Genomic DNA, 26,653 nt, shown 5'->3' on the forward strand with positions numbered 1-26,653 from the left:
AGACGCGAACCTTTTTTACCACCATCTCCCCGTCCTGCCGCCTGCCACCGGCACTCATCGTGACGACGTCTTTACGATCCTGGAACGATTTTCGGACCGCTCATTTACTTTGTACAGCCCGGCAAACAAACCTGATGACGCTCATTTATGGGTTCAAGCAGGAGCGGACGACCGATTGGGGACCAAATTTTCGCCTTGAGCGTCATAGCGACGCATTCCGCTGATCCTATTGTTTTTCTTCGTGCAGGATAAGTTCCTCAAAGGTCTGACGGCCGGCGCGGTCAAGGGTTGAGACAAGTGTACGGCATGCTGGGACAGAGACGATAAGCTGACGACAAGCTAAGGAGAAATGAAACGATGATCATCGAGCGCTCGGCCTATACGATCGAACTGGATTCGGCGAACGGATCTTTGCTGGCATTTACGGATAAGCGATCCGGGAAAAAACATGATTCACGGCGGGAGCGCGGCCAGGCCGATCTTTACGCTCCGGCTGCGGGACGACGCCGGACAGGCGCTGGACGTTACGGCGCTGCAAGCGGCGTCCGTCACGCTGGAGCAGGCCTCGATATCGGCGGACGACGGCACGCAGCTCCGATTTAAATATACGAAGCTGAATAACCTGGATCTGGATGCCGTCGTCGAGGTCGACCTCCCGCAAGATTCCAACTTGACCGACTGGCGCATTTCCTTCGACAATCGGACGTCATACCTCGTGGAATGGGTCGACTTCCCGGACGTCGTCGTGCCGAACGATCTCGTCGCCGCGGGCGGGACTGCCCGGATTCTGTGGCCGGCCCATGAGGGCGTGCTGATCGAGGACATCGGCAGACGAGAGAACACTTGGCTGAAATACCAGGAAACCGGCTATCCCAGCAAAGGCTGGGACGGAACCTGATCCCGGCCCCGCGCCGACGCAGTTCATGGCTTATTACGATGACGACTGCGGCCTCTACGTAGGCGCGCACGATGCGAGGCACCACGTCAAATCGATCGAATTTCTTCCGTTCGACGGGGGCGTGAGGCTCCAGTATCGGATTTTCGTCGAGGGGGCCGGTCAAGGTTCCTATCGAATGAACTTTAATATGGTGCTGGGCGTCTTCCACGGCGATTGGCATCAGGCTGCCGAGCTGTACCGACGTTGGTTCGAACAGGGAAGCACGCCGCCGCGCATCGCGGACAATCCGGAGCTCCCCGCCTGGTACCGGGAATCGCCCGTCGTCGTGACGTATCCCGTGCGCGGCGTCAAGGATACGGGCAGCATGGACCCGAACGAATATTTTCCTTACGTCAATGCGATTCCGCATCTGGAGCGGCTGTCCGAGCGCTTCGATAGCAAGGTGATGGCGCTGCTTATGCACTGGGAAGGGTCGGCCCCCTGGGCGCCGCCTTACATCTGGCCCCCTTACGGGGAGAAGAAGGCATGCGGCAGTTCGCCGACGAGCTGCACGCGCGCGGCCATCTGCTCGGTCTGTACGCGAGCGGCATCGCCTGGACGCAGAGGAGTCTGCTCGACCCCGATTACAACCGGGAAGCGGACTTCGAACGTCTGGAGCTAGAGAAGGTCATGTGCGTGTCGCCGGAGGGCGAGCTGCCGTACTCCTTGATCTGCAACGGCGTGCAGCGCTGGGGATACGACATGTGTCCGTCAGAGCCATTTGTGACGGAGACGGTGCTCGAGGAGATCCGAGGCGTCGCGAACAGCGGCTGCGATTACATGCAGTATTTCGACCAGAATCTGGGCGGACTGTCGTACCTGTGCTACAGCAAGGAGCACGATCATCCGCCGGGGCCCGGGCGCTGGCAGACGGAAGCGATGAAGACGTTGTTCCGCAAGATTCGGCAGGAGTGGAAGGCGATGGGCAAAGACATCGTGCTCGGCTGCGAAGCGGCAGCCGCAGAGCCCTTCCTGGGCGAGCTTCCTTTTAACGACCTGCGCTTCAACATCGGCTTGTTCACCGGCGAGCCGGTGCCTGTCTATCAGTATGTATACCACGAATATATCAACAACTTCATGGGCAACCAGAACTCCAGCGGCCAGAGCATCGACCTGCTCAAGTCGCCGGACAATCTGCTCTGGCGGACCGCCTATTCCTTCGTGGCGGGAGATATGCTCACGGTCGTGCTCGGACGCGGCGGGGCGATCAACTGGGATTGGGGGACGGAATGGGATTACCCGGCGCCGGATCAACAGGCGATCGGCACCCTGATCCGCAATCTTAACGCCTGGCGCATTGGCGCGGGCAAGCCGTATCTCGCGACGGGCAGGATGCTCGCGCCGGAGCGGCTGACCGGCGTGTCCGCGCAAACGATTCACATGCGGGACGGCAGCGTGCTGAAGCAGCCTTCCATTCTTACGACGAAGTGGCAATCTTCGGAGGGGCGGGTCGCGCAGTTCCTGGTGAATTACACGACGGAGCCGCAAGCGTATGATTGGCAGCAGCCGTATGGCGGGGCAATCGGCGCTTTGCTGGCTTACAAGCAGCCGGATGGCGAGGGGCTCGAGCTCGCCTCGCAAACAGAAAGAGGGATGCACCGGGGGAACGATCGAACCGTTATCCTGCATCATGCTGGCTTGGACGCCGCCGACGCAGGCGGCGGAGTGAGCAATCGGAAATGCGGCGGGAGAAGGCGTCAATCGTCTCCCGCCTGCCTTAGACCGCTTTAATCCAAAATCCTAAACAAGGGGAAATGATCATGAAATGGATGGTTCGCAGCGCAGTCCTGTTCTTGCTTATGATCGCGTATGTCATGCTGTTAACGCCGGGCCGGCAAGCCGCCGCTTCCGACGGGGTACCCTATGGAACGCATACCGTGCCGGGAACCATCCAAGCGGAGGATTTTAATTCCGGCAGCATCCGCGACGCTTACTTCGCGCATGCTTCTTCTCAGGTCATTCGCGAAACCGCTTACAGAGACGTCGCGAACGTCGACCTGTATTCCGATGGAACGAATCGTTATGTCGTGAGCTCGAACGATCAGGCGGCAGGTTCGTCGACTGCCGGCTATATTAGCGAGTATTTGAAATACACGTTCACGGTCGGCGCGTCCGACGCGGGCTGGTACGACATCGTTTACAGCGCGAAGTCCGGGACCTCCGGGAAAAAAGGCAGCATAACGACCTTGATCGACAACGTGCAAAAAGGCGCGACGAACAAGATCGATTCGACCGCGCTCCAGACGTATTCGCTGCCCATGCCGGTTTATCTGGAAGCCGGAACCCACGTGCTGACGACGGAGTACAGCGGACCGGACCCGGGCACGTACGTAGACTGGATCCGCTTCGACAAGCGCGCATCCGCTCCGAGTTTTCCGGCTCCCCAGCGAATCGCGGACCTGATCGACAATAGCGAGACGGTCATTGCGAATGTCGTCGTGACGGCGGATACGACGGGCGTATCGGATGCGGCTGGCGCCATACAGTCCGCCTTGAATCTGGCGCGTCAAATGGGCGGAGGCGTCGTGTATTTGCCAAGCGGAACGTATCGCCTGGATTCGGGCCTTAACATCCCGGCCAACGTCGTTCTTCGAGGCAATTGGGGCAATCCGCTGCAGGAAACGCCGCAAAACGGCACGATTCTTGCTGTATATTCTACAACGGAAAGCGCCGTAACGTTGTCCGGCGCGAACGCGACCGTACGCGACCTGAGCTTCTGGTATCCGAACCAGGGCGCTTATTCGGCAGGCGGCTTCGCGCCGACGAGCTATCCGTACACCGTCTATTCCGAGGCCTCCTCGGTCAATGCCTACAGGCTTACGTTCTACAATTCGTTCCAAGGCATTTACTTCGACAAGGGCAGCGCGGTGAACATTCAGGACATCTACGGAACCTTCCTGTTCCAGGGGATTACGCTGGACGGCAATTATGAGTACTCCTACCTCACCAATCTGTTCATGGACAGCGAGATCTGGGCGAATGCTCCTTCCGCGGTTATCAATAAACCAAGCGCCGCCCAGCGCGAACAGATCGCCGGCTACACGAACAGCTACCTCTTCGGCATCAAGCTGTGGAAAAACGACGGCTTGACGATGTACGGCATCAGCATCAACGAGGCCAATAACGGCATCCTGATCGAGCAGGGACCGCCTTCCTCCAACGGCTCCTACGGCGCGATGGCCAAGATCAACGCGAATGTCCGGACGGATTTCGTGCGGGCGGAGGTCGGCGAGTTCATCAACACGGACAAAGTATGGCAGGCGCGTCCGTTGTTCTATGCCTTTGCGCCCGTGCGCAAACCGGCGAATGAAAGCAATCTGATCAATGTGAAAGACGCGCCTTACAACGCCAAGGGGGAATGGCGTCGCTGACGACGGTCCGGCGATCCAGAGCGCCTTGACGGCAGCGGGAATTGCGGGAGGCGGTACGGTGTTCCTGCCGCCAGGCTCGTATAAAGTATCCGGATCGCTCCAGGTGCCGACGGGCGTGGAGCTGACGGGCAGCCACGGTTACGTTCACGCCCACAACAATTTGGATACGACCGTGCTGCTCGCCTACAGCGGCAATGATACGACGGCGCCGGATTCCGCGACGGCCTTCCTGACGCTCAGCCAGGGCGCCGGAATCAAGGGCTTCAGCGTGTATTATCCGGAGCAAGGCTTCGCCGACGGCGCCGATCCGGGCGTCCCGGCCGACATCCGCTCGCGCTATCCGGTCAAGAAGTATCCGTATACCGTACGCGCCGCCGGAACGGATACCTGGGTCAAATACGTAGAGATCGAGAACGGCTACAACGGCATCGATTACGGGACGACGGCGGCGGACCGGTTCGTCGTGTCCGGAACGTGGATCAATGCCGCCAACGTGGCGGTCAACGTGGGCGCGAATACGAACGGAGGCTGGGTCGAACAAGTCGTCGTCACCTACGGGACCTTCTTTCAGTCGAAGCATGCCAACAGTCCGCATACCTACGGCTTCGACGCGGCGAAAAATTACACGCTCGCACATACGGACGCTTTCGTCTTCGGCAACAGTACGAATGTCGCTTCGTTTGCCGCAGATTCGTTTGCCGTGAAAACGGGTCTCCATACCATAGCGCAATCGGGCGGGACTGGTCCTCAGAATCTGACGCTGTTCCTGCCTTCCGTCGATACGTCGTCCGGTCCCAACGTATTGATCGAAAAGGGCGGCAGCATCCACATGGTCGGCCTTCAGGCGGGGGTGATGCCGGGACAGCCTTACACAAAGACGGGCGCGGGCTTTACGGGAACGATGAACATATACGATTCGCTGCTCTGGGGAGATACGACGACGACCGTCCAGCAGCTTGGCGGAACCGTTAACGTCTATGACAAGGACGAGGGCGTGTATGCTGCCGTTCCGATCACGCAGGGGAGACCGGCTACGGCCAGCGCTTCCGCGGGAAGCAACGGACCCGAACGCGCGGTCGACGGCATGCGTACGTCCAAGTGGGCGTCCACGACAGGAACGACCCATTGGCTGGCCGTCGATCTCGGCTCGGTGCAGAGCCTCACCCGCTGGGTGGTGAAGCATGCGTCTTACAATGGGGGAGAGTCCTGCATTCAACACGCGCGACTTCAAGCTGCAGAAGAGCGTGGACGGCGTGACCTGGACGGATCTGGAGAGCATAACCGGAAATACGGCCGGCTTGACCGACCGCTCGATCTCTGCGGACGCCCGGTACGTGCGTCTGTATATTACCCAGGGCACGCAGATGGGCTCGGACGGGTATGCGCGCATCTACGATTTCGAAGTTTACGGCAGCACGAACATCAGCCTCAATCGGTGGGCTTCCGCCAATGCCTACAACCTGGCGAGCGAGACGCCGCAGAAGGCCCTGGACGGAGACGTGAATTCGAAATGGGTCGCGATCGCGAAGACGCCGAACAACGATTATTGGCTGCAGGCGGATCTGTTCGCGCCGGTTACCGTCAAGCGTTGGGTCGTCATTCATCCGGGCGCCGTCTCGTCGAGCTATGACATTTACAATGCGCGGGCATACAAGCTTCAGGCGAGCGCGGACGGGACGATCTGGACCGACATCGACAGCGTCGCCGGCAATGCGAGCGCCATGACCGACCGTACGATCCCGGCCGTGACGGCCAGATATTTCAGGCTCGTAATTACCGAAGGCACCCAAAGCGGATACGACGGCTATGCCCGCATTCAGGAGTTCCGGCTGTACAATTGACTGAAAGAATAGAGCTGCACGGACGCAAAAAGAAGACCGGAAGCGCAGGAATCGAACGCTGCGCTTGCCGGTCTTCTTTTGTCTTCCGATCGCCTTATTTTTTGCCGAATACCGATTGAATCGCTTCCAGATAACCCATGCCGTTCACGGTGTCCGGCTCGATATAGCTGCCTTCCGTCCATTCGTTCCAGGAGTTGATGGTCAGGATGGGCGGGACCGTATCGCTTGACGCTTCCATGAATGCCTTCGCGGCCGCGAGCGACTGGCGGAACGCTTCGGGCGTATTGCCGACAAGAATCGGCGTGAACGGATAACCGATATTGGCATGCACGTCGGATTGTACCGTACGCGGACTCGAGTCCCAGCCCATGGACACGTTGGGGTAGTAGGGGATGCCGTAATCGCCGAACTGCTTGCGGAACTTGCTCCAATCGGCTTCCGACTTCTTGGCGTATGCGGGATATTCGACGGTCGGGTACGCATCCAGCGCGATATGGTGAATCCAGACGTACGAAGTGACGCTGTCGAAACCGAGCTCCTGCACGCGTTCGCCCGGATTCTCGAGCGTACGCTCTCCCGGCAGATTCTGAATGCCCCAGACGACGGCGTTCAGATGCAGCTCGCCGAGTCCCGCGTTCCGCACCTTCGCCCGGAATCCCTCGAGCGCCGCTTTCGTCCGTTCGATGCCTCCCAAGCTTTGAATCAGGCTCATCAATTCATAGACGGAGAAGTACAGACCGCCTTCCACGCGCCAATACGACGGGTGGCCGAAGTACTTTTCGATCATATAATCGCAGGCCGCTTCGAACGCTTGCAGCGACACTTGCCCGCTGTGAAGCAGCGTATGGTCCATGCCGCGCTTGTAAGGGAAAATGTTGATCCAGTCGTGGTTGGCCCACATCAAGGAAAATTTAAGCCGGTCGTTGTTGGACGCCTGCAGGAAGCCGTTCTCGAGCGCGCCGTTCAAAAATGCCCCGTCTTCGTACCAATACCAGTCGTAGATGAAGGCGTCGATGCCGTGGTCGGCCGCCGCGGCGATCTGCTTTTCCGCGGTCTCGGGCTTGGATTCGTCCAGATAGCCCCACAGCGGCACCTTGGGCTGCTCGTGTCCGGGGAAGCGCGGCGTCGCGCGGCGAACGAGCTCCCATTCGTTCCAGCCCGCGCCATGCGTCGCTTCGTTGCGGGGATCGACATGATAGTTCGGAAAATAATAGACGGCGACTTCCGGTTTGCGCTTGCCAGTCATATACGCACCTTCGTTCCTCGAAATGTGATGTTGCCGACTCCAGTTTACGAAAAGCGGAGGGCGCGCGTATTTGGATAAAACGACGGGGTTGTTGGACGATTCAACTGAACCTGGAGCGCAGCGACTGCGCGTATTGCATCGGGGACAAGCCTTCGCAGCGCTTGAACAGCCGGCTGAAATAATGGAGGTCCGGATAACCGACTGCATCGGCGATCTGGCCGACCGTCAGGGAGGAATGAAGCAGCAGCTCCTTGGCCTTGTCCATGCGCAGCGAGACGAGCATCTCCATCGGGGATTGGCCTGTCGCTTCCTTGAACAAGGCGCGGAACCGGCTCGGCGACAGATGCACGGATGCCGCGATGTCGCCCAGCTGCAGCTGGGAACGATAATGCTCGCGCATCCATTGCACGGCTTGTCCGATCCGTTCGCCCTGCGGATGGCGAATGCTGATCCCCGCGGGCGTCGATAGCTCCCGGACGAGCAGGGCGAGGATATGAAGCAGGTCGCCGCGCAGGCGCAGCTCCTTGCCGTATTCGCCGCCCTCGAACGTCGCATGCATGGAACGAAGCAGCGCTTCGTAGGCGCCCGGGTTAGATGTCTGGACGACGCAGGGAAAGGCGATATCGGACAAAAAAGACGACGGGCCGCTCCGTCAGTTCGGGGTCGTCCGGTATGAACGGCGAGTGCTGGTAATCCTGGCTCAAATAGACGTCGTCGACGGAAAAATTGTAGGCGTCCCCCATGTAGATCAAGTCGAAATGCGCGGCGAAATAGCGGAAGGTCCCGTTCGGCGGGACCGCGCAGGAATGCCGCACCATCGGCTGCAGAATGACCATATCGCCCGGACCGATGGCGTAATGGACGCCTTCGATCACATAATCGCAGCGGCCTTCGAGCACGAATTTGAACTCGTAATCGTAGATGATGCGAGGAGGCAGCCGGTAGCGATCGTCGCCGTTGATATGTTGAACGAGACGCACATAAGGCGCCAACTCCCGGAACCCGATGCCTTGCCGCGCCTCTTTCTTCTGTTCCATGGAATCGTCTCCTCGATGGCCTTTGCATCCATTTTACATCGTCCCGGGCGAAGACCGAATACGGACAACAAAAAATAGCGCCAATATCAAAATTTTGACGCTATACGGCTTTGCAAGGGTGACCGATACTGAATATGCAATCGGTTTCATTTTCATCGCTTCCGTCGCACGGCGAATTGTAAGCGCATCCAATTAAAGGCAGGAGGAAGGGAAATGAAAAGAATACTTCGGTTGGCGGCATGGATGATCGCGGTGGTCGGCGGCATAACGCTCGGGCTTGCAGCCCATGCGGAACAGGCGGATGCCGCGGTCTACTACGTGAACAACCAGAGCGGCGCCGGCTGCAGCAACGCGTCGGCAGGCACGTCGACGGCGGCGCCCTGGTGCGACTTTACCCCGGTCAACGCCCGGACGTTCGCGGCGGGAGATCAGGTGCTGCTGAGGAGCGGCGCGACCTGGACCGGACAGACGCTGACGCTCAAGGGCAGCGGAACGGCCGCCAATCCCATCGTGTTGTCCGCTTACGGCACGGGCGCGAAGCCTGTCATTGCGCCCGGCACGACCGACGCCATCGCCGTGCTGATCGACGGTTATGCGGGATGGAAGATCGCGGGCCTGGAGCTGAAGAACGCCTGGGAGGGCATCAGGCTCCAGTACGATCATGCGTACAACCGGGACTATATCTGGATCGAAAATATGACGATCCGCGATATGACGGCCGCATACAATAGCGCGCCGTCGACTTACAACCATACGTCCGCCGGCATCAGCGTCAAGACGATGGCCGACGCCGTGTCGCCCGCGTATACCGACAAGGTGAACGCGCCGGGCAGACTGACGGCGCTTACGAACTTAACGATCAAAAACGTGGCGTTCTACAATTGCGACGCCGCCACCTGGTTCGGGGCGCCTGTCTCCGGCTTTAATCCGAACGAGCATCTATGGACGAAGCGCGTCGTCATGGACAATCTGACGATCGACGGAGGCGGCATGTGGGGCTTCAACGTTCTCTTCGTGGATGGGGGGGACGCTCACCAACCTGACGGCCAAAAACATCGGCGCCGTCTCCAATCCGTTCGGCTCGGCCGGCATGGTGGTCGCTTATTCCAAAAACGTGGAGGTGATCGGCGGCGAGATCGCGAACGTGGCCAGACACCCCGATCAAAATTACGACGGCGTCGGCTTCGACTTCGAAGGCGTCGGCAAGAACATTTCGCTGCGCGGCATGAACATTCACGATACGGCCGGCGCGGGCATTTTCCACTTCAACAATTCGAGTCTGCCGGACATCGACTCGGTCATCGAGAATAACGTCGTCAGCCATTACGGCACGAATCCGGGCAACAGCAGCGAAGGGATCCACTTTGCGGGCGGCACCGGGCTCGTAACGAACAACGTCTTCAACAACAGCCGCGGCCGCAGCACGTACGGCGGAACTTACGGCGGATTTTACTTCGCGGCGAATACGGTGAATACCGTGCCGACGACCTATGTGCCGACGGCGCCTTCCGCCTTGCCTTCCCCGGCCGGGACCGGCCTTGTCGCGTCGCAGACGCCGGGCACGCTGCGCAACGATTCGAGCGGCGAAGTCGGCTTTAAGTTCACGACCGGCGCCGGCGTTGTCAGCGTGAACGGGTTGGGACGGCGATTCACTGCTGGCAATGATAAGTCGCATACGCTCAAGCTGTATCGCGACAGCGACAAGGCGATGCTCGGCGCCTGCAGCGTCCGGACGTCCGCGGGGACGCCGGATGCGCTCGGTTATCAATATTGCAAGCTGGCGGAGAGCGTCTCGCTTCTGCCGGGCACCGCCTACCTGCTCGTGACGACCGAGGACAACGGCGGCGATCAGTGGTACAGCGACGATACGACGATCACGCTTGGCTTCGGGACGGTCAATGCTTCGGTCTACAACAACGGATCGGGCTGGAATACCGGGATTTCGGGCAACCGCGCCTACGGTCCCGTGACGCTGCTGTACCAAGTGAACCTGGCCTACGGCGGCACCGCTTCCGCGTCGTCGACGGATACCGCCAACGGCTATTCGGCGGCCAAGGTAAACGACGGGACGGCCTCCACCGACTTTAACGGCTGGGCCAGCGCTTCGCCGGTTATGCCACAGTGGGTGCAAATCGACTTCGGCGCGAACCGGACCTTCGGCCGGGTGGAGCTGTTCACGACGAGCGGGTACGAGCTGCGGAACTACCAGCTTCAGGCATGGAACGGCACGTCCTGGGTCGATTGCGTCCCGGCCGTGACGGGCAATACGCAGGCGCATCGCACGCATGCATTTACGCCCGTCACCGGCTCCAAGATCCGGGTGTACGCGACGCTCGGCGATGCCGCAAGCAGCTACGCGCGCGTCAACGAGATCCAGGTATTCGGCAAGCTGACGCCGACATGCTGTCCGGATCGACGAAAAAGCGGGATTCGACTCCAAATGGAGCCGATCCCGCTTTTTCGTCCGTCCCGGCGAGGCGGTAGTCACAGCGTGCGGAATTTAAACTCGCTTGGCGTGAAGCCGGTCGCTTTTTTTGAACACCTTGGAGAAGTATTTTTCATTTTGAAAGCCGACGAGATTCGCGATTTCGTAGGTACGGTACCGACCCTCCCGAATGTAAAACTTGGCCTTCTCCATGCGCAGCCTCAGCAGGAAGTCGGTAAAATTTTCGCCGAGCTCCTTTTTTGAACTCCCGGCTGAGGTATTCCGGGCTGATCTGCAGATGGTCCGCCACCAGCTCCAGGCTGATCGCCTCGTGGAAGTGCTCGGCAATAAAATCGCGCGCCTTCCCCATCAGCTTCTTGGTCGATCGGGTCGATTTTTCCTGGATATGCGCGAACGCGTCCATGCAAAGCTGCCTGAACCAGGCGACCATTTCATCCACGCTTTGCAGCGCGTTGACCTGCGTATACAGATGGTACTCGTCGCCTAGCGCTTCGTCGGCGTCGAAGCCAAGCTGCCTCAATATGGTGCCGAGCAGCACGATCAGCCGATAATTCAGCTTGGCTACGTCGGCGATCTCGAACGAGCAGGGAACGCGGAAAGGCGCGAAGCGCTCCGCAAGGAACGCCGACGCCTCGTCCTGCCGGTGCGCTTCGAACAGGGCCAGCAGCTCCCGTTCCGCCGCAAGATCGAGCGATCCGCTCTCGGGAGCCGGTTCCCGCTCCGCTCCGCACGCATAGACGCGGCCTCCGCCGCGGATCAGCTTCTGCGCATAGGCGCGACGCGCGGCGGCGAAGGAAGCCGGCGTCCCGTCCAGCCGGTCGGCCGCGTGTCCGACGCCCACCGTAATAGACAGCTTCAATACTTCGAGCGCGAGTCCGGATGCCCGCTCCGACAGCGCCTTGATTTTCCCGAGCTCGCTCTGCCCATCTGCGTTCTGCCCATCCGCGTTCTGCCCGTCCACGCTCTGCCCATCCTCGCCGTCCCCGTTCAACAGCAGGCCGATCCCGTCATCCCACCGGAACGGCTCCGCGACAAGCCCGGCCTCCCGAAAGACCTCGAGACAAAGATTTTCAAGCCCGTACTTCAGCAGCTCCACATCGGAACGCGGCATCGATTGCGCGATGCGAACCGCCTCGTCCATGCCGGCGATCCAAGCGTAATGGAAAGAGTAAGGGAACCGGATGCCGTACTCTTCGCACTTGCGCGCCGTCCTGCCGGACGCTTCCTTGCCTTCGACGACCTCGGTCAGGAAGCGGCGGCGCAGCTCCGAGGTGCCCGCGTTCAGCTTGATCTGGAGCCGCAGCTCGTCTTCGCGCAAGTCCCGCTTTTGCGTCAATTCCCGGAAAGCGCGGCGGAGGACGTCCTCCAGCTCGGCTTCGGCGACGGGCTTCAGCAGATAGGCGTAGGCACCCCATTTTAACGCTTTCTGCGCGTATTCGAACAGATCGTAGCCGCTCAGCACGATGAACAGCACGTCGCCATGGCGCTCGCGCACGCGCTCCAGCAGGGCGATGCCGTCCATTTCGGGCATGCGAATATCGGACAGGATCAGATCGGCCCGCCGCTCCTCCAGCAGCGCCAGCGCTTCCAGGCCGTGGCCGGCGATCCGGATATCGTCGATGCCGAACCGGCGGAGGGCATCCTCGAGCGAGCTGCGGATTTGCGTTTCGTCTTCGACGATCAGAACGTTCATCTCAACCCGCCTCCTTTCGCAAACTGTCGTGCAGCGGCAGCGTGATTTTCACCGTCGTGAAGGCGCCCGCCTTGCCGCTGATTTTAATGCCGAATTCCGGTCCGAACTGCAGCTTGATGCGCGCATGCACGTTGCGGACGCCAAGTCCGGTTCCCGCGCTGCCGGCGGCCGGCGGTTCGTTCGCTGCGGCTTCGGGCCGCTCTGCCGGCATGGATGACGACGAGGCGAACCAGCCGTTCAAACGCGAGATTTCCGCTTCGGACATCCCCGCGCCGTTGTCGTAAATATAAATGAGACAATGATCGCCCGCCGGCTTGGCCGTGATGCGCAGCTCGCCGCCGACGGCCTTGTTCGCCAGGCCGTGCTGAATCGCGTTCTCGACCAGCGGCTGAAGCGTCAATCGCAAAATGGGATTGTCCCACAGCGAGTCGTCGATCTCCAACACGGTCGAGAACCGTCCGGCAAAGCGAATGTCGTGAACGTATATATACTTCCGGATATGATCGATCTCTTCGCGCAGCGTAACGACGCTGCTCCCCTGCTGCAGGCTGTAGCGGAAAATTTCCGACAGGCTCTGCACCATGGCCGAGGCGCGCCCGTAATCGTGGCGGTCGATGACCGATTTGGTCGCGTACAGCGTATTGTACAAAAAGTGGGGATTGATCTGCGACTGAAGCGCGTTGAGCTCGGCCTGGTTGCGCAGCAGGTTCGCTTCGTACTTCTGCACGATCAGCGACTCGATATTGCCGACCATGCTGTTGAACGCCTGACTGATGCGGGCCAGCTCGTCGTTGCCCTTCACGGGTACCCGCGTGGAGAAGTTGCCCAGCTCCAGCTGCTTGAACGAAGGCATCAGCCGGCGCAGCGGCTTGACGATCAAGAACGAGACGACGATGGAGATGAGAAGAACGATCGCGGAGACGACCAGCAGCATGGCAGCCGTAATGCTTCGCAGAAATCCGCTTTTTTTCTGCAGCTCGGACGTCGGGAGCAGGGACACGACCTGAAAGCCGTACTGCGACGGCGCGCTTGCGATCACGAGCATGCTCCGCCCGCCGACGTCGGTCTTGGTCTGTCCGCGGCCGAGCCCTTTGGCGACGGACAGCAGCTTGGCGCGCTCCTGCTCGCCCAGTTCGACATTGCTGTAGATGAGCTTCCCCGTCCGGCTGACGATGGCGGTCTGCTCGCCCTCCTGCAGGTTGATATTGGCGATGTCGCCGAAAAACTGCTGCGTGTTCTGATCGACGAGCAATACGCCGGCCGGTCCGTCGGCATTGTAATCGGTAATCGACTGGGCGACGGAAATGACGATAGGCTTCGCGGCGCTGACGGGGTTGAAGAGGAAGTCGTTCGTATGCGGGTCCAGAAAATGAGGCGCGCCGTTCAGGGCCAGCGTCTCTCTGAACCAGGGCTCGTCTCGCACGGAGCCTGCGACCGAGTTGCGGCCTTGCACGTTGATGGCATATTTAACCTCGCCGTTCGTGTTGATCAGCGTAATGCCGTTCAGCTTGTCGTTCATTTGAATGAGGGCGAGAAAATAACGGTCGAGACGTTCTTTGTAATCGAAGTAAGCGTCGCTCGTGTCGCCGGGCCCGGAGCCGAGGATATAGGTGATCTCTTTGCTGATCAGAAAGAGGGAGGCCGACTGCTTCTGCAAGATCAGCACGTTCTCGTCGATATTGCGCATGACCTGGTCGGATACGGCCGCTTTGTTCCGGATATAATTGTTCTCCACGTTGCGCGCGGACAGGCTGTAGGAGACGGCGCCGTAAAGGTACACGGGAATCGAAATCGCAACCAGGTAGATGACGAACAGCCGATACGCGATCGAGTTGTTTGCCGAAAAGCGCCATTTACGCATCGAATTCCACTCCATGTTGTGATTGGGCCTTAAGTTGTTCCTATCATAGCATGGCGCTTGAAAGCGTTCTATGGGATGATCAAGAAATTGCACCCGATGTCAAGATGTTGATTCTATTCGGCGCCGCGGCGTCCGGCTTACAATGGGCATGCGGGACAGCGCCGCAGGGTCTGTTCATCATAGGAGGGGTTCTCAATGAAAAACGCACGGACACGTAAAAGCGTACAGGCATTGATTCCGGCGAGCATTCTGGCGCTCGGCTTGCTCGCGGCATGCGGCTCGAATTCGGATGCGGGCGGCAGCGGAGCCTCCGGCGGCTCGAATGGGGGCAGCGCGGAAAATACGGAAACGGCGAGCGCGGCTAGCGGTACGGCAAGCGGCACGGCGACGGCAAGCGGCGCGCCGACGCAGGATACGGAAGCGTTCTCGATCAGCGTGGCGAGCTGGAACCTCGGCGACGAGCCGCTCGGCATCGTGAAGGCTTATCGCGAAGCGTTCGAGAAGGCCTACAAGGTCAAATATCCGAACGCCACGATCGAATACAAAAATACGCCGGGCGAGGCTTACTTCGATCTCCTCAAAGCGCAAATGGCCTCGGCGTCCGCCGCCGACGTCGTTCAGTTCCAGAGCGCGCAGCTCCCGTTGTTCGCGAAGGCGGGCTATATCGCCGACCTGTCGGACATGCCGTTCGTCGCGAACATCGACGGCGCGCCAAAGACGCAAAGCTCCTACGGCGGCAAAGTATACGCCGCGCCGTTCGACCTGAACAGCAACGGCGTCTGGTACAACCGCAAGCTGTTCGAGGACAACGGCATCCAGGTGCCGAAGACGTGGGACGAGCTGATGCAGACGGCGGAGACGCTAAAAGCCAAGGGCATCGCGCCGTTTGCCGGCGGCTTCAAGGACGCCTGGGTGGCGAGCATGACCGTCAGCGTCTTCCTGCCCAACGAATACGGCAGCGATACGTTCGAGAAGGACGTCTACAACGGCGCCAAGAAGCTGAACGGTCCGGAAATACAGGCCGCGTTCAACAAGCTTCAGACGCTGGTCGACAAAGGCTATTTCGGCAGCAACGCGCTCAGCAACGGCTGGGATCTGCAGCGCAAAGATTTTGAAGACGGCAAAGCGGCCATGATCATTCACGGCCCTTACATCGGCGGTCTCGTGAACAGCGAGATGAAGGACCAGGGCGGCATGGAAACCGGCTTTTTCGCCCTGCCGAGCGACAAGGGCGACCCGACGCTCAGCGTATCGGTCGGCGTATTGACCGGCGTCAACGCCCACACGAAAAACCTGAAGCGGGCCAAAGACCTGGTAACGGCCATGCACGACACCGACGCGATCATCATCCGCGACAAGGATGCGGGCGTGTTCCCGGCCATCAAAGGCATCGAGATCGATTACAAGGAGATCGGCAACAAGGATTTCCTGAGCGTGCTCGGCTCCACCAAGAGCATGATTCAGGGACAGTTCATGCCGGCTTCCGTCGGCGACGTCTATGCCAAGATGTTCACCAAGATGCTGGCCGGCAAGGCGTTCAGCCCGTCCTGGCTGGACGAAGCCGACAGCGCCTTCACGCGCGACAAGGGGCTCGTGGCGCCTCCGGAGCAGTAAGCGCATAACAACGGCAGCGACTCGCTGGCCGACAAGAGGGATGCCGCGGATCAAGCTTCGCCGCCGTATCCCTTCTTCTTTCCAACGAACAACCGAAAGCAGGGAAGCGTATGAAATCGGGTTTCAGACATGCATGGGTCGAACTTTCCTTTGCGGCGCCCGCATTGATTTTGTTCCTTATCATCGTCGTATGGCCGTTCGTCAGTTCGTTCTATTATTCCTTAACGCAGTGGGACGGATTTTCCAAGCCGCTCTTTATCGGCTTCGACAACTTCGTCAACCTGTTCAAGGAGCCCGGCTTTCTGATCGCGCTTCGCAATACGCTGCTATTTGCGCTGGCCGGTCTTCTCTTAAGCAACACGCTGAGTCTTGCGCTCGCGCTGGCGCTCAATAAAGCGGGACGCGCGCAGACGGTGCTGCGCACGATCTTCTACCTGCCGGGCGTCGTCAGCTTCGTCACGATGTCGATCGTCTGGACGATGATCTATCACAACGACGGCGCGCTGAACCAGCTGCTGAGATCGATCGGACTCGGTTCGGCGGGGCGGGAATGGCTCGGCACGTACGATTCGGTCATGCCGGCCCTGATCGTCATCATGGTGTGGGGCGGCGTCGGTTTCGGCGTCATCGTCTTTCTGGCCGGTCTCGGCTCGATCCCGTCCGAGCTGTACGAAGCGGCGAATTTGGACGGCGCAGGGCCTTGGTCCGTTTTTCGCCGCATCACGTTCCCGCTGCTCATGCCGTCGATCACGGTCGTGACCTTCCTCGGGCTGACCACGACGCTTCGCATGTTCGACCTGCCTTTCATCATGACGAACGGCGGACCTGGGGATGCCTCGAACACAATCTCCCTGATTATTTACAAGCATGCGTTCAGCTACAGCAATTACGGCTACGCAACGGCCGGAGGCATCATTCTCTTTCTGTTCGTCTGCGTCGTATCGATGCTTCAGCTCAGGCTGACGCGAAGCAAGGAGGTGCAGATCTGAGATGCCTGCGCTTCACACTTCGGCCCGCGCCGAACGCCAGGCCGATCGCATAAGCGCCGGTCGAACCGCCTCGCTGCCGACGCTTCGCGTCGCGTCGCAAGCCGCCACCTGGCTTGCGGGCGCGATCTTCCTCGCGCCGTTTCTGCTGTTCTTCCTGAATACGTTCAAGGACAAATCGCATATTTTCGACGCCTTTTACATGCCGGATCTCACCGACCTGAGCAATTACAGAACGATGCTGCGCAATACCGATTTCTTCGCCTCTCTGTCGCTTACGGTCGTCATTTGCGCCGTGACACTGTTTTTTATCGTTTTGTTCTCTTCCATGGCCGGCTACATCATCAGTCGCTCCGAGCGACGGTGGATCAAGTGGATGTACGCGCTGTTCGCGGCAGGCCAGATCATTCCGGCCCAGTCGAGCATGCTGCCGCTCTACAAGCTCGGGGTGGCGACGCATCTGATCAATACGCCCGTCTTTCTGATCATCATCTATGTGGCCGGGGGGCACGGCCTTCGCTTCGCTCTTCTTCGCGGCGTTCACGAGAACGATCCCGCAAGCGCTGGAGGAATCGGCCTTCATCGACGGCTGCGGGCGGTACCAGACGTTTTTCCGCATCATCCTGCCGCTGCTCAGGCCGGCGACCGCGACGATCGTCACGACGACGGTGTACTGGTACTGGAACGATTTTCAGGGACCGCTCATTTATTTGAATGCCGGCAAGGTAGCGCCGCTCATGATGTCCGTCTACAAGTTCATGGGCGCCAACGCGACCGTGGATTGGGGACCGGTGTACGCGCTCTGCTTTCTGTCCGCCATCCCGATGATTTTGTTTTTCCTGCTCACGCAGAAGTATCTGCTCAAGGGACTTGTCGTGGGGTCGGTAAAAGGCTAGTCGGCGCGTTCGGCAAAGCGAGGAGGCAGAGGGAACGATGAACGAAGCGAACGATGGCGGCACAAGCGCGTTCGAAGCGCCGCCGCTGCGATACCGCCCCTATCAGATCGTGCACGATTGGGGGGCCCGATCCGCGAGAGAAGCTGGATCGCCTGGCTTCGCTCGGAATCGGCGGCATCGTGACGAACGTGCCCTGGGACGATCGCTATTTGCAGGACGAGCGTGTTTTCCGCGAGCTCGATGCGCATCTGGAGGCGGCAAGAGACAGAGGACTCGGCATCTGGCTGTACGACGAAAAGGGCTATCCCAGCGGCTCGGCGGACGGACTCACGCTGTCGGGCCATCCGGAGCTCCAGGCGCGAGGACTGTACCTGCTTTCCGTACGGGGAAGCGGCGCTGCGCCGGCGGTCGTGCAGCTGCCGGAAGACGGCGTTCGCTTCTATTCCGCTTCGCTGCATGCGCTTGGAGAGGCTGCGACTGGCATGGCGGCGCCCCGGGTGGACGTAGCCGAGGACGGATCGCGTATACGGACGAACGGGATGGACGGCGATTGGGTGCTGCACGCTTACGTGGAGAAATACCTGTACGAAGGCACTCACGCGGAGCGGAACGGCTGGTCGCCGCGGCGCTACCCCAATCTGCTGGACAGCCGGGCGGTGCGGAGATTTATCGAGACGACGTACGAGCCGTATGCAGCCCATATCGGCCAGGGACGCATCGGCGAAGCGGCGTCCGCTTTTTTTTACCGACGAGCCGAGCCTGATGGCGGCGTATCAGAATACGGAAGAAACGTACGCGCGCGCCGTCGTGCCGTGGACGGAGGCGCTGCCCGGCCGGTTTGAACGGGAACATGGAGAAGCGCTCGCGCCGAAGCTTCACGCGCTGTTCGATGGCGACGGAGAAGCGGAGCGGACCGTGCGCGTGCAGTTTTACCGGACCGTCGCCGATCTGCTGTCCGAGAGCTATTTCCGTCAGCTTGCGGACTGGTGCGAGGCGCGGGGCATCCGCTTTTCCGGTCACGCATTGCTGGAAGAGAGTATGGTGTATCACGTCGCTTACTATGGAAGCCTCATGCGCGCGCTGCGGGAGATGCCGTTTCCCGGCGTCGATATGCTGACGACCAGGCCCCGGCGCTACGTCGACGATCCGTTCGGCTATCTGCTTGCCCCGAAGTTCGCCGGCTCCGCGGCGCGGGCCGCCGGTCGCCGGGACGTGATGGCCGAGATTTGCCCGGTTCATTTCGATCCGTCCGGCGCGTATGCATACGACGGCGAAGCGACGATCGACGACATGACGGGGACCGCCAACCTGCTCTATATGGGCGGGGTGACGCACATCAATTCCTATTACAATGCCTTGGATATGGAGGCGTCGAAATATCGGCGCTACTGCGCGCATGTCGGCAGGCTCGGCGTCATGCTGGAAGGCGCGGCGCACAGACCCGACGTCGGCGTCTACTACGCCATCGGGACGTATCAGGCCGACTACAGGCCGATTCGTCAAGCGGCGCGCCGCCAGCCCGAAGCGATGTGGCGCCGTCACGAATCGCTGCTGGCGACGGCGCGCGGACTCTTGTCGGCGGGACTGGATTTTAACTTTCTCGACGATGAGGCGATCTTGGATGCCGGGCTCGAGGATGGCGCGCTTGCCGTCGGCGGCATCCCCTATCGCGCGGTGCTGATGCATGGCGCGGAGGTCGTCCCGCTCGCCGTGCTGGAGAAGCTGGAGCGCTTCGAGTCAGCAGGCGGACGGGTCGTCTGGTCCGGCACGCTGCCCGCAAGCGGCATTCGCGCCGACGAGCATGCCGAAGTCGTGCGGCGGATGCGCGCTTGCGCGCTTATCTCCGCGAGCGAGGCGGCGAACCGCATTCGTCGCGTCCGGGACGAAGCGGCGGAACGGCCTGCGCTTCGGGTCGCGGGCGTCGTCGGCGGCGAACGGCTGTTCATGAGCCGCTACGACAAGGACGGCGAGGAGCTGCTCATGCTGCTCCATGCCGGCGACGGCACGGCGGAAGCGGTACTGGAAGGAAGGGCAGGCGCGACGGCCGCCGTGGCTTGCGATCCGGAGACGGGGAACCAGGCGCGGGTGGCGCTGCCGTTCCGGGTGCGGCTGCGGCCGTACGGCTGTCTGTTTTTGCGGACGATGAGCGCAGAATCAGAAAAATAGGACGGCCGATAACCGAGTTTGCGCTTCAACCGCAAAATGAAAGCGAATACATGCCATGAAGGAGACGATGATCCATGAATGATAAACGTTTGAAGCCGGCTCTGATGACGGCTTTTTCCCTCCTGCTTATCCTGCAGTTGGTCGGCTTCGTATTCTCGCCGGCGGTCGTACATGCGGCAGATGCGGCCGTATACTACGTCAGCCAGTCGGAGGGAGACGACGCCGCGGACGGATTGTCGGAGACGACCGCCTGGAAGACGTTGACGCACGTGTCGGCGCAGACGTTTCAGCCCGGCGACCGCATTTTGCTCAAGTCGGGCGACCGTTGGACGGGAGAGACGCTGACCTTGCGCGGCAGCGGTACCCCGGAACTGCCCATCGAGCTGTCGTCCTACGGGACGGGGGACAAGCCGCTTATTTCCCCCCAAATGACCGACGCGTCGGCGATCACGCTCCATAACGAGGAAGGCTGGCGCATCGACGGCATCGCGATGGAGAAGGCGATGATGGGCATCAACGCGGAATTCGACGGCGTCTACGACAAGCGGTCGCTCGCTTTCGAAAACCTCGACATCCGCGACATGGACGATACGTTCAACAGCAAGCCGAATCTGTATAACCACTTTTCGACGGGGATCGCCCTGAAGGGGAACGGCAATGCATCGACGTACCATCTGCGCGGACTTACGATGAAGTCGATCGTCTTCGACAACGTGAATACGCCGCTCTTCCAGGGGGCGATCTCCCAATATACGAACACGGCGGGGTTCGGCACGAACGCCAGGTTCAAGGACGTGACGATCGACGGTCTGACCGCGACGAACGCCAAGCAGTGGGGCTTCAACTTCCTGTTCATGGTGGATGCGACCATCACGAATATCAGCGCGGAAAACGTGGGTATGCTGGGCGGCACGCACGATGGCGTCAATCCCTACGGCATCGGCGGCATCGTCGTCGCCAATTCCAAAAACGTCGTTTTTGACGGGGTCGAGCTTCGCAACATCGGCAAAGGCTCGCAGGGCTACGACGGCGTCGGCTTCGATTTTGAAGGCGGTACCGACGCTTCAAATGTCACGCTGCGCAATGCGGTCATAGACGGCATCGACGGCGCCGGCATCATGATCTTCGACAACGGCGGGGTAGGCGGCACCGACGGCGCCCATGTGGACGGCGCGACGATTCGCAACTTCGGCAGGAGCCCCGGGAACTCCAGCGGCGGCATCAAGTTTTTTCCGAACACCCGCTCGACGGGCACGATTCAAAACGTGACCGTCGATCGCGGCGACGCGCAGGTTCCCTTCCTCGAAGGAAGCGCCGACGGGTTCACGCTGACGAACATGACCTACCTGCCGGAAGCGCTCAAAGCAGAGTTCGTCGAGCTCGACAAGGCGACCTCGGGCGATTGGCGCAGCCGGTTCGGACGGGAAGGCTACAAGCTCGAAAAGCTGGAAGCGAAGCTCCCCGCCTATGCCGTGCTGAGCGAGACGAGCGGCGCAAGCCCCGTCGTCCTGCAGGAGGCGACCTCCGATCGCAGAGCGCTCACGAATGCGCAGGGCACGGCAAGATCGGCAGCCGCCCTCGTCTCGCAGGATAAGGGAGGCACGCTCGCCTACGATCTCGATCTGAAAGACGGCTTGACGCACCGGATCGCCTTCTACATGGCGGACTGGAATCGCGAAGGCATGAAGCAGTCGGTGACGGTCGAGGATGAAGCGGGACATGCGCTCATCGAACCGCGTACGATCGAAAATTTCGGCGACGGCGTTTATTACGTATTCGATGCGGCGGGCCATGTCGTCGTCAAGGTGACCGGTGCCGCGGACAGCAAGGCGACCGTGAGCGGGCTGTTTTTCGGCGGCGCGAAGGCAACGCCGATCATGACGGTCGGCAAGGCGGCGGCGAAGCCCGACATCGACGGAGAGATCGGCGCCGCTGAATGGACGGGGGCCGAACCGATCGACATGAGCGACGAAACGCAGGTCGCGCAGGGGGACGGCGCGCTGATCGGCGCGACCGAAACGGACCTGACCGGAACCGTCCGATTGATGTGGGATTCCTTCGGGCTTTATTTGGCGGGAACGGTTCGGGATAACGAGTATTTTAATCCTTACGGCCAGGGAGACCCGCTGAACAACAACGATGTCATCCAACTGACGGTCGACCCGATGAACCGCAAAACGTCCGGTACAAGCGACGCTTACATTTTCGACTTCGTGCCGACGTCGGGCAGCGATCAGAGCGGACCGGCCGCGTGGTACGAGCATTGGAAATGGGGCAGCGCCGATTACCGGGCCGGCGTGAAGGTTGCGGGCAAAAAGACGGCGGACGGCTACGCGCTCGAAGCGTTCCTGCCATGGAGCGCGCTCCGCAAAAACGGGGAGTCCTTTACGCCGGGTCCGAATATGAAGCTCGGCCTGGGCGTAATGATCGGCGATTTCCGCGCGAACGGCCAGCTGAAGGGGATCTTGACGAACTTCGGCCAAGGCGAAAATACGATCGGCGACGCCTCCTCGTACCGGACGGCGCTGCTGACCGAACGCGCAACGGCCAGCGCGAACGTGTCGCAAGGCAAGCCGGTCATCGCTTCCAGCAACAACGCGCCCAGCTCCGATCCGGCGATGGCGGCAGACGGCGACGAAGCGACGGCCTGGGTAGCGGCGAACGGCGATCTGCCGCAATTTCTCCGAGTGGACCTTGGCAGGTCTTATCACTTGAGCAGAATCGAGCAACTGTATCTCACGAACGACCCTTGGAAGTACACGCTCGAGGGCTCGAACGACGGGACGGACTGGACGATGCTCGCCGATCGGTCGGACAATGCGGTGCAGGGTCCTTCTTTTGCGGACGACGTCGCGGGCAGCTATCGGTACGTGCGCGTCAACATGATCGCGGGCTGGGGCAACTGGGCGACGATGAAGGAGTTCAAAGTGCTGACGGACGAATCCCTTCTCATCTCCGCCGCCTATGCGATCGTTGAATCGGCCCGTACGATTGCCGGCGTGCGGCATGGAGAAGCGGTCGATACGTTCCTGAGCCGGCTTGCCTCCGTTAACGCCGAGATCGGTCTGTTCCGCGCGGACGGGACGACGCCTGTCGCCGGAGGCACGGTCGAGGACGGCATGAAGGTGATTTTGCAATCGACCAAGGGACAGGAGCCTGTCGTCTACACGGTGAACGTCGAGTCGCCCTTTACGATATCGACGTCCTTCAAGGTCGGCAATAACGGGCATCCTGCGGGACTTGCGCCAGGCGAGCTGCTCACGGGTATGCTTCAAGCGACGAACAACGGCGCGGCGGCGCAGACGGTCACGCTCGTGACGGCGTTGTACGACGACTCGGGCGAGGACGGGGCGCTGGTCAACTTCTCGTACCGGACGCAGACGCTCGCGGCCGGCGAGACGTCTACGCTGACGGCGGGCTTCAAACTGCCGAGCGCGGTAGCCGGATTTAAAGCGAAGCTGTTCGTCGTGAGCGGCAGCGATTTTCTGGCCCCGACAGGCATTTTAAGCGAGCCGGCCGTGCTGGCGGGCGAGTGAGCGATACGATCAGAGACGCCGGGCGGCATCGGCTGCGTCCGGCGCGGAGGAGGACATCGGCTATGAGAAAGTGGATATTGCTGCTGCTGATTGCGGTGCTGGCCGTTCAGCTCCTGCCGGCCGGTGCGAACGCGGCCGCTGCCGCGGGCGAGCTGACGGCGAAGATCGATCAGAACGACCGAACGGTAGTCATCGCGGGCAGGCTTCCCGAAGCCGGCGGCGAGGTTCTGGTCACGGTCACGGACCCGGACGGCCGGATGGACTATTTTAATCAGAAAAAGACGGACGAAGCGGGCGGCTTTCGCTTCAGCTACGTAAGCCGTTCCGAAATGAAGGGAACTTACCGCGTTCGCGCGATCGGTTCGTCGGCGGGCGGAGGAGCGCCCCTGGAAGCCGAATATACGTATTCGGGCGCCGCGCCGTCGAGCGGCGGCGATTCGGGCGCGAATGCCGCGCCAGGCGCGGGCGCCGTTCAAATGGCGTCCGCGGCTGACGGATCGGTTGTGTTGACGCCGATATGGAGCCGCGATGGCGCAAATGGCTTCGTCTTCGCCGCGATCGGCAGCGAAGCGCTGAATCGGGCGATGGCCTTGGCGAAGCCCGACGCCGCCGGCATCCGCCGCATTACGATCCAGGCAAACGCAGCGGAAGCCGCCCAGGGTTATCGGATCGCGCTCCCCGCGGCGGCCCTTCGTACGAACGCCAAATCGGCGCTTTTCACGATGGCAACGCCGATCGCAGCCGTAGCGGTCTCCTCGGACATGCTGGAAGGAGACGGAGCTTCGGTCGCGGAATTTACGATCGCAGAAGCGAACCGCGACGGCTGGAACGAGGCCGCGCGCGCGAACGTCGGCAATCGTCCGGCGGTCGATATCAGCGTGGGGCTAGACGGGAAGCGCATCGACTGGAGCAACCTCGCTTCGCCGGTCAACGTGGCGATTCCCTATACGCCTGCGCAGGGGGGAAGCGGCAGAGCTGCTGATCGTCCGGTACGTCGACGACAGCGGCCGGTCGACACCGGTCCCGAGCGGGCGATACGAGAACGGTAAAGTCCTTTTCCGAACCACGCATCTCAGCGCCTATGCCGTAGCGTACGTCCGCCCGACGTTCGGCGATGTGCCTGCCTCCCATTGGGCGTATGGGGCCGTTGGCGCGCTGGCTGCCCGGGAGATCGTCAAGGGAAGAACGGACGTCGTCTTCGATCCTGCGGCACCGATATCGAGAGCCGAATTCGTAGCGCTATTGATGAGAACGTTGGAACGCGAGACCGAGAGCGGCGGCAGCGATTCCGGCGAGGCGCCGCCTTTTAAGGACGTGAGCGCCGGCGCGTATTATGCGGCTGCGCTTCGCGAGGCGGCCGGCGACGGCATCGTAACAGGGGACGGAGACGGCCGCTTCCGTCCGAATGTGCAGATCTCCAGACAGGAGCTGGCCGCGATGGTCTATCGGGCGCTTCTCTTGACGGGGCGGCTTGCCGCGCCGGAAGGACCGGCGGCGGGCGGCGCCGTTTTCAAAGACGCGTCCGATATGGCCGCCTATGCGCGGGAAGGCATCGGCGCGCTGGTCTCCGCCGGCATCCTGCAGGGCAGCGGCCAGACGTTCCGTCCGACGGCATCCGCTTCGCGAGCCGAAGCCGCGCAGGTAATGTACAAAATTTGGCTTGCGAACGCTGAATAAGGCGGGCTTGGAGGGCCGTTAAAGAAAAGGCAAGGTTTTCGGACGGCCCGTCCGCTTGTTGCACGAACGAGGATGTCATTTGCCGGTAACGGCCGGCAGCAGCGCTGCGCCCGGGAGCCCCGTCCTTTGACGGGGCTCTTCGCATGTATTAGTATGTATTAATACGTATCAGACGAGCGAATCGACAAAGGAGCAAAGGCATGGACGCCGGAAATAAGCTTGTGAAGGGCCCGCTTGCCCTGTACGAACAGATGCGGCTCAAAATCGTCGAGCTGATCGAGGAACGCCGGCTGCGGCCGCACGATCCGCTGCCTTCGGAGGTCGAGCTGGCCGCCCTGTTCGGCGTGAGCACGAGAACGAGCAAAGAAGCGCTGGCGGCGCTCGCGAAGGAGGGCATCGTCTACCGCATGCCCAGACGCGGCACGTTCCTGGCCGAGGCGCCGGGGGCAGGCAGCGTCGGCGGCGCCAGCTTGCGCTTGAAGCTGGCCGTCGTGCTGCCGGCGATCGACGATTATACCGGAAAAATCGTCGAGGCGGCTATCGCGGCAGGCAGCCGCCAGGACGCGGACCTCGCTCTTTATATTTCCGGCGGCGTGCCGGAAAAGGAGGAAGAGATGATCAAGGAAGCGGCCGCAAAGCAGGAGATCGGCGGCGTGATCTGGTTTCCCGGCAATCGCAGGGCCTGCAGCAACGAAGTCCTCAGGCTTCATCTGGCCAGCTTCCCGATCGTGATCGTGGACCGGGCGTTCCGCGAGATCGATATTCCGAGCGTCTCTCACGACCATTACCAGGGCGCATACGAGCTGACCTCGTGGCTGATCGACCGGGGGCACCGGCATATCGGCTTTATCACGGAGGATATCGAGGGCATCATGAGCCGGGAGGAGCGTTATCACGGCTATTTGCAGGCGCTGCTGGACCGCGGCATTCCTTTTTCCAAAGCTTTAAGCTACATTTGCGCGGACGCGCCGGATGCGGACGAGGAGCGGAAGCGGAGGGACCTGCACGCCTATTTGCTCGAGCATCCCGAGATGAGCGCCGTTTTCTGCGCCAACGACCTGCTCGCCAACCTGACGATCAACACTTGCGTGCGCGCGGGGATCGATGTGCCCGGCCGGCTGTCGGTCGCAGGCTTCACCGACTCGTCCGTCGCCCGGCAGTCGGTCGTCCCGATCACGACCGTGCGCAAGCCGCCGGAGCCGCTAGGCGAAGCCGCCGTCGCGCTGCTGCTGGAGCGGATCCGCCATCCGGAGCGGACGCCGCCGCCCGTGAGGCAGCCCACGACCTTGATCGTCCGCGATAGCGTCGCAGAAGTGCGCACGTAGATCGACACATCGCGTGTCAAG

Annotated in this window: 22 protein-coding genes and 3 pseudogenes; 18 read left to right on the forward strand and 7 right to left on the reverse strand. The window is 61.0% G+C overall.

All coding sequences use genetic code 11. The features are described 5' to 3' along the window. From OMP40_RS03605 to OMP40_RS03635, 7 genes and pseudogenes are all read left to right on the forward strand, one after another. A partial coding sequence (locus OMP40_RS03605) for a hypothetical protein (RefSeq protein WP_277529249.1) occupies window positions 1-199 on the forward strand: 199 nt, incomplete at its 5' end. 249 nt (window positions 200-448) lie between these two features. Further along, window positions 449-898, forward strand: a complete 450-nt coding sequence (locus tag OMP40_RS03610; protein WP_277529251.1) for a hypothetical protein — start codon at window positions 449-451, stop codon at window positions 896-898. A 25-nt stretch (window positions 899-923) separates the two neighbouring features. Then, window positions 924-1,559 carry a DUF6259 domain-containing protein gene (locus OMP40_RS03615; protein ID WP_277529253.1) on the forward strand — a complete coding sequence of 212 codons (636 nt, stop codon included), beginning with the start codon at window positions 924-926 and terminating at the stop codon, window positions 1,557-1,559. Continuing rightward, window positions 1,463-2,668: a DUF6259 domain-containing protein gene (locus OMP40_RS03620; protein WP_277529772.1), complete on the forward strand. Its 1,206-nt coding sequence runs from the start codon at window positions 1,463-1,465 to the stop codon at window positions 2,666-2,668. Before OMP40_RS03615 ends, OMP40_RS03620 begins: the two co-directional genes overlap by 97 nt. 29 nt (window positions 2,669-2,697) lie before the next feature. Then, the gene (locus OMP40_RS03625; RefSeq protein ID WP_277529255.1) at window positions 2,698-4,308 is read left to right on the forward strand and encodes a glycosyl hydrolase family 28-related protein; all 1,611 of its coding nucleotides are present in this window, start codon (window positions 2,698-2,700) and stop codon (window positions 4,306-4,308) included. A gap of 25 nt (window positions 4,309-4,333) precedes the next feature. Further along, window positions 4,334-5,539 (forward strand): annotated as a pseudogene (locus OMP40_RS03630) (discoidin domain-containing protein); the annotation flags it as partial. A gap of 268 nt (window positions 5,540-5,807) precedes the next feature. Continuing rightward, entirely contained in the window at window positions 5,808-6,149 is a 342-nt protein-coding gene (locus OMP40_RS03635; protein ID WP_277529257.1) for a discoidin domain-containing protein, read from the forward strand. Between the two features lie 94 nt (window positions 6,150-6,243). Here OMP40_RS03635 and OMP40_RS03640 read toward each other — a convergent pair whose 3' ends face one another. From OMP40_RS03640 to OMP40_RS03650, 3 genes are all read right to left on the reverse strand, one after another. Further along, entirely contained in the window at window positions 6,244-7,395 is a 1,152-nt protein-coding gene (locus OMP40_RS03640) for a glycosyltransferase WbsX family protein (RefSeq protein WP_277529262.1), read from the reverse strand. Between the two features lie 100 nt (window positions 7,396-7,495). Next, window positions 7,496-8,026: a helix-turn-helix domain-containing protein gene (locus tag OMP40_RS03645; RefSeq protein WP_277529263.1), complete on the reverse strand. Its 531-nt coding sequence runs from the start codon at window positions 8,024-8,026 to the stop codon at window positions 7,496-7,498. Further along, complete coding sequence (locus OMP40_RS03650; protein ID WP_277529265.1) at window positions 7,986-8,432, reverse strand: AraC family ligand binding domain-containing protein; 447 nt, start codon at window positions 8,430-8,432, stop codon at window positions 7,986-7,988. Before OMP40_RS03650 ends, OMP40_RS03645 begins: the two co-directional genes overlap by 41 nt. A 213-nt stretch (window positions 8,433-8,645) precedes the next feature. Between OMP40_RS03650 and OMP40_RS03655 the strand changes: the two genes are divergently transcribed. Continuing rightward, complete coding sequence (locus OMP40_RS03655; protein ID WP_277529267.1) at window positions 8,646-9,743, forward strand: hypothetical protein; 1,098 nt, start codon at window positions 8,646-8,648, stop codon at window positions 9,741-9,743. Between the two features lie 397 nt (window positions 9,744-10,140). Beyond that, a pseudogene (locus OMP40_RS03660) lies at window positions 10,141-10,782 on the forward strand (discoidin domain-containing protein); the annotation flags it as partial. Between the two features lie 150 nt (window positions 10,783-10,932). Here the strand turns inward: OMP40_RS03660 and OMP40_RS41150 are convergent. From OMP40_RS41150 to OMP40_RS03670, 3 genes and pseudogenes are all read right to left on the reverse strand, one after another. After that, entirely contained in the window at window positions 10,933-11,070 is a 138-nt protein-coding gene (locus tag OMP40_RS41150; RefSeq protein WP_420871893.1) for a helix-turn-helix transcriptional regulator, read from the reverse strand. A gap of 1,174 nt (window positions 11,071-12,244) precedes the next feature. Further along, window positions 12,245-12,571: pseudogene (locus OMP40_RS41155) on the reverse strand (response regulator); the annotation flags it as partial. A 1-nt stretch (window position 12,572) separates the two neighbouring features. Beyond that, the gene (locus OMP40_RS03670; RefSeq protein ID WP_277529269.1) at window positions 12,573-14,432 is read right to left on the reverse strand and encodes a cache domain-containing sensor histidine kinase; all 1,860 of its coding nucleotides are present in this window, start codon (window positions 14,430-14,432) and stop codon (window positions 12,573-12,575) included. 195 nt (window positions 14,433-14,627) lie between these two features. On the opposite strand from OMP40_RS03670, the gene OMP40_RS03675 reads away from it, so the two are divergent. Beyond that, on the forward strand, window positions 14,628-16,046 hold the full coding sequence (locus OMP40_RS03675; protein WP_277529270.1) for an ABC transporter substrate-binding protein: 1,419 nt from the start codon (window positions 14,628-14,630) through the stop codon (window positions 16,044-16,046). A gap of 110 nt (window positions 16,047-16,156) precedes the next feature. Continuing rightward, window positions 16,157-17,035: a carbohydrate ABC transporter permease gene (locus OMP40_RS03680; RefSeq protein WP_277529271.1), complete on the forward strand. Its 879-nt coding sequence runs from the start codon at window positions 16,157-16,159 to the stop codon at window positions 17,033-17,035. On the opposite strand, the gene OMP40_RS03685 is transcribed toward OMP40_RS03680, so the two are convergent. Further along, complete coding sequence (locus OMP40_RS03685; protein ID WP_277529272.1) at window positions 17,001-17,543, reverse strand: hypothetical protein; 543 nt, start codon at window positions 17,541-17,543, stop codon at window positions 17,001-17,003. The genes OMP40_RS03680 and OMP40_RS03685 overlap by 35 nt on opposite strands. On the opposite strand from OMP40_RS03685, the gene OMP40_RS03690 reads away from it, so the two are divergent. The 7 genes from OMP40_RS03690 to OMP40_RS03720 all read left to right on the forward strand — a co-directional run bounded on the left by OMP40_RS03690 (window position 17,527) and on the right by OMP40_RS03720 (window position 26,632). After that, a complete protein-coding gene (locus OMP40_RS03690) occupies window positions 17,527-17,928 on the forward strand; it encodes an ABC transporter permease subunit (RefSeq protein ID WP_277529273.1) in 402 nt (133 codons plus the stop codon). The two genes, OMP40_RS03685 and OMP40_RS03690, sit on opposite strands and share 17 nt — an antisense overlap. 53 nt (window positions 17,929-17,981) lie before the next feature. After that, the gene (locus tag OMP40_RS03695; protein WP_277529274.1) at window positions 17,982-18,770 is read left to right on the forward strand and encodes a hypothetical protein; all 789 of its coding nucleotides are present in this window, start codon (window positions 17,982-17,984) and stop codon (window positions 18,768-18,770) included. Further along, entirely contained in the window at window positions 18,691-20,094 is a 1,404-nt protein-coding gene (locus OMP40_RS03700; RefSeq protein WP_277529275.1) for a type 1 glutamine amidotransferase family protein, read from the forward strand. The genes OMP40_RS03695 and OMP40_RS03700 overlap by 80 nt, the downstream gene beginning before the upstream one ends. A gap of 74 nt (window positions 20,095-20,168) precedes the next feature. Next, window positions 20,169-23,630 carry a discoidin domain-containing protein gene (locus OMP40_RS03705; protein WP_277529276.1) on the forward strand — a complete coding sequence of 1,154 codons (3,462 nt, stop codon included), beginning with the start codon at window positions 20,169-20,171 and terminating at the stop codon, window positions 23,628-23,630. Window positions 23,631-23,692: 62 nt separating this feature from the next. After that, complete coding sequence (locus OMP40_RS03710) at window positions 23,693-24,679, forward strand: hypothetical protein (RefSeq protein ID WP_277529277.1); 987 nt, start codon at window positions 23,693-23,695, stop codon at window positions 24,677-24,679. A gap of 67 nt (window positions 24,680-24,746) precedes the next feature. Next, window positions 24,747-25,307 (forward strand): S-layer homology domain-containing protein, encoded by a 561-nt coding sequence (locus tag OMP40_RS03715; RefSeq protein ID WP_277529278.1) that lies wholly within the window; start codon window positions 24,747-24,749, stop codon window positions 25,305-25,307. Window positions 25,308-25,507: 200 nt separating this feature from the next. Continuing rightward, entirely contained in the window at window positions 25,508-26,632 is a 1,125-nt protein-coding gene (locus tag OMP40_RS03720) for a GntR family transcriptional regulator (RefSeq protein ID WP_277529279.1), read from the forward strand. Window positions 26,633-26,653 lie beyond the last annotated feature (21 nt).

Source organism: Cohnella rhizosphaerae (genome assembly GCF_029525575.1).
Classification (GTDB): Bacteria; Bacillota; Bacilli; order Paenibacillales; family Paenibacillaceae; genus Cohnella; species Cohnella rhizosphaerae.

Coding starts and splice junctions, on each gene's coding strand:
- OMP40_RS03610 (WP_277529251.1), top strand. CDS start 449: ATGATTCACGGCGGGAGCGCGGCCAGGCCGATCTTTACGCTCCGGCTG.
- OMP40_RS03615 (WP_277529253.1), top strand. CDS start 924: ATGGCTTATTACGATGACGACTGCGGCCTCTACGTAGGCGCGCACGAT.
- OMP40_RS03625 (WP_277529255.1), top strand. CDS start 2,698: ATGAAATGGATGGTTCGCAGCGCAGTCCTGTTCTTGCTTATGATCGCG.
- OMP40_RS03640 (WP_277529262.1), bottom strand. CDS start 7,395: ATGACTGGCAAGCGCAAACCGGAAGTCGCCGTCTATTATTTTCCGAAC.
- OMP40_RS03650 (WP_277529265.1), bottom strand. CDS start 8,432: ATGGAACAGAAGAAAGAGGCGCGGCAAGGCATCGGGTTCCGGGAGTTG.
- OMP40_RS03655 (WP_277529267.1), top strand. CDS start 8,646: ATGAAAAGAATACTTCGGTTGGCGGCATGGATGATCGCGGTGGTCGGC.
- OMP40_RS41150 (WP_420871893.1), bottom strand. CDS start 11,070: ATGGAGAAGGCCAAGTTTTACATTCGGGAGGGTCGGTACCGTACCTAC.
- OMP40_RS03670 (WP_277529269.1), bottom strand. CDS start 14,432: ATGCGTAAATGGCGCTTTTCGGCAAACAACTCGATCGCGTATCGGCTG.
- OMP40_RS03675 (WP_277529270.1), top strand. CDS start 14,628: ATGAAAAACGCACGGACACGTAAAAGCGTACAGGCATTGATTCCGGCG.
- OMP40_RS03680 (WP_277529271.1), top strand. CDS start 16,157: ATGAAATCGGGTTTCAGACATGCATGGGTCGAACTTTCCTTTGCGGCG.
- OMP40_RS03690 (WP_277529273.1), top strand. CDS start 17,527: ATGTGGCCGGGGGGCACGGCCTTCGCTTCGCTCTTCTTCGCGGCGTTC.
- OMP40_RS03695 (WP_277529274.1), top strand. CDS start 17,982: ATGGCGGCACAAGCGCGTTCGAAGCGCCGCCGCTGCGATACCGCCCCT.
- OMP40_RS03700 (WP_277529275.1), top strand. CDS start 18,691: ATGGCGGCGTATCAGAATACGGAAGAAACGTACGCGCGCGCCGTCGTG.
- OMP40_RS03705 (WP_277529276.1), top strand. CDS start 20,169: ATGAATGATAAACGTTTGAAGCCGGCTCTGATGACGGCTTTTTCCCTC.
- OMP40_RS03710 (WP_277529277.1), top strand. CDS start 23,693: ATGAGAAAGTGGATATTGCTGCTGCTGATTGCGGTGCTGGCCGTTCAG.
- OMP40_RS03720 (WP_277529279.1), top strand. CDS start 25,508: ATGGACGCCGGAAATAAGCTTGTGAAGGGCCCGCTTGCCCTGTACGAA.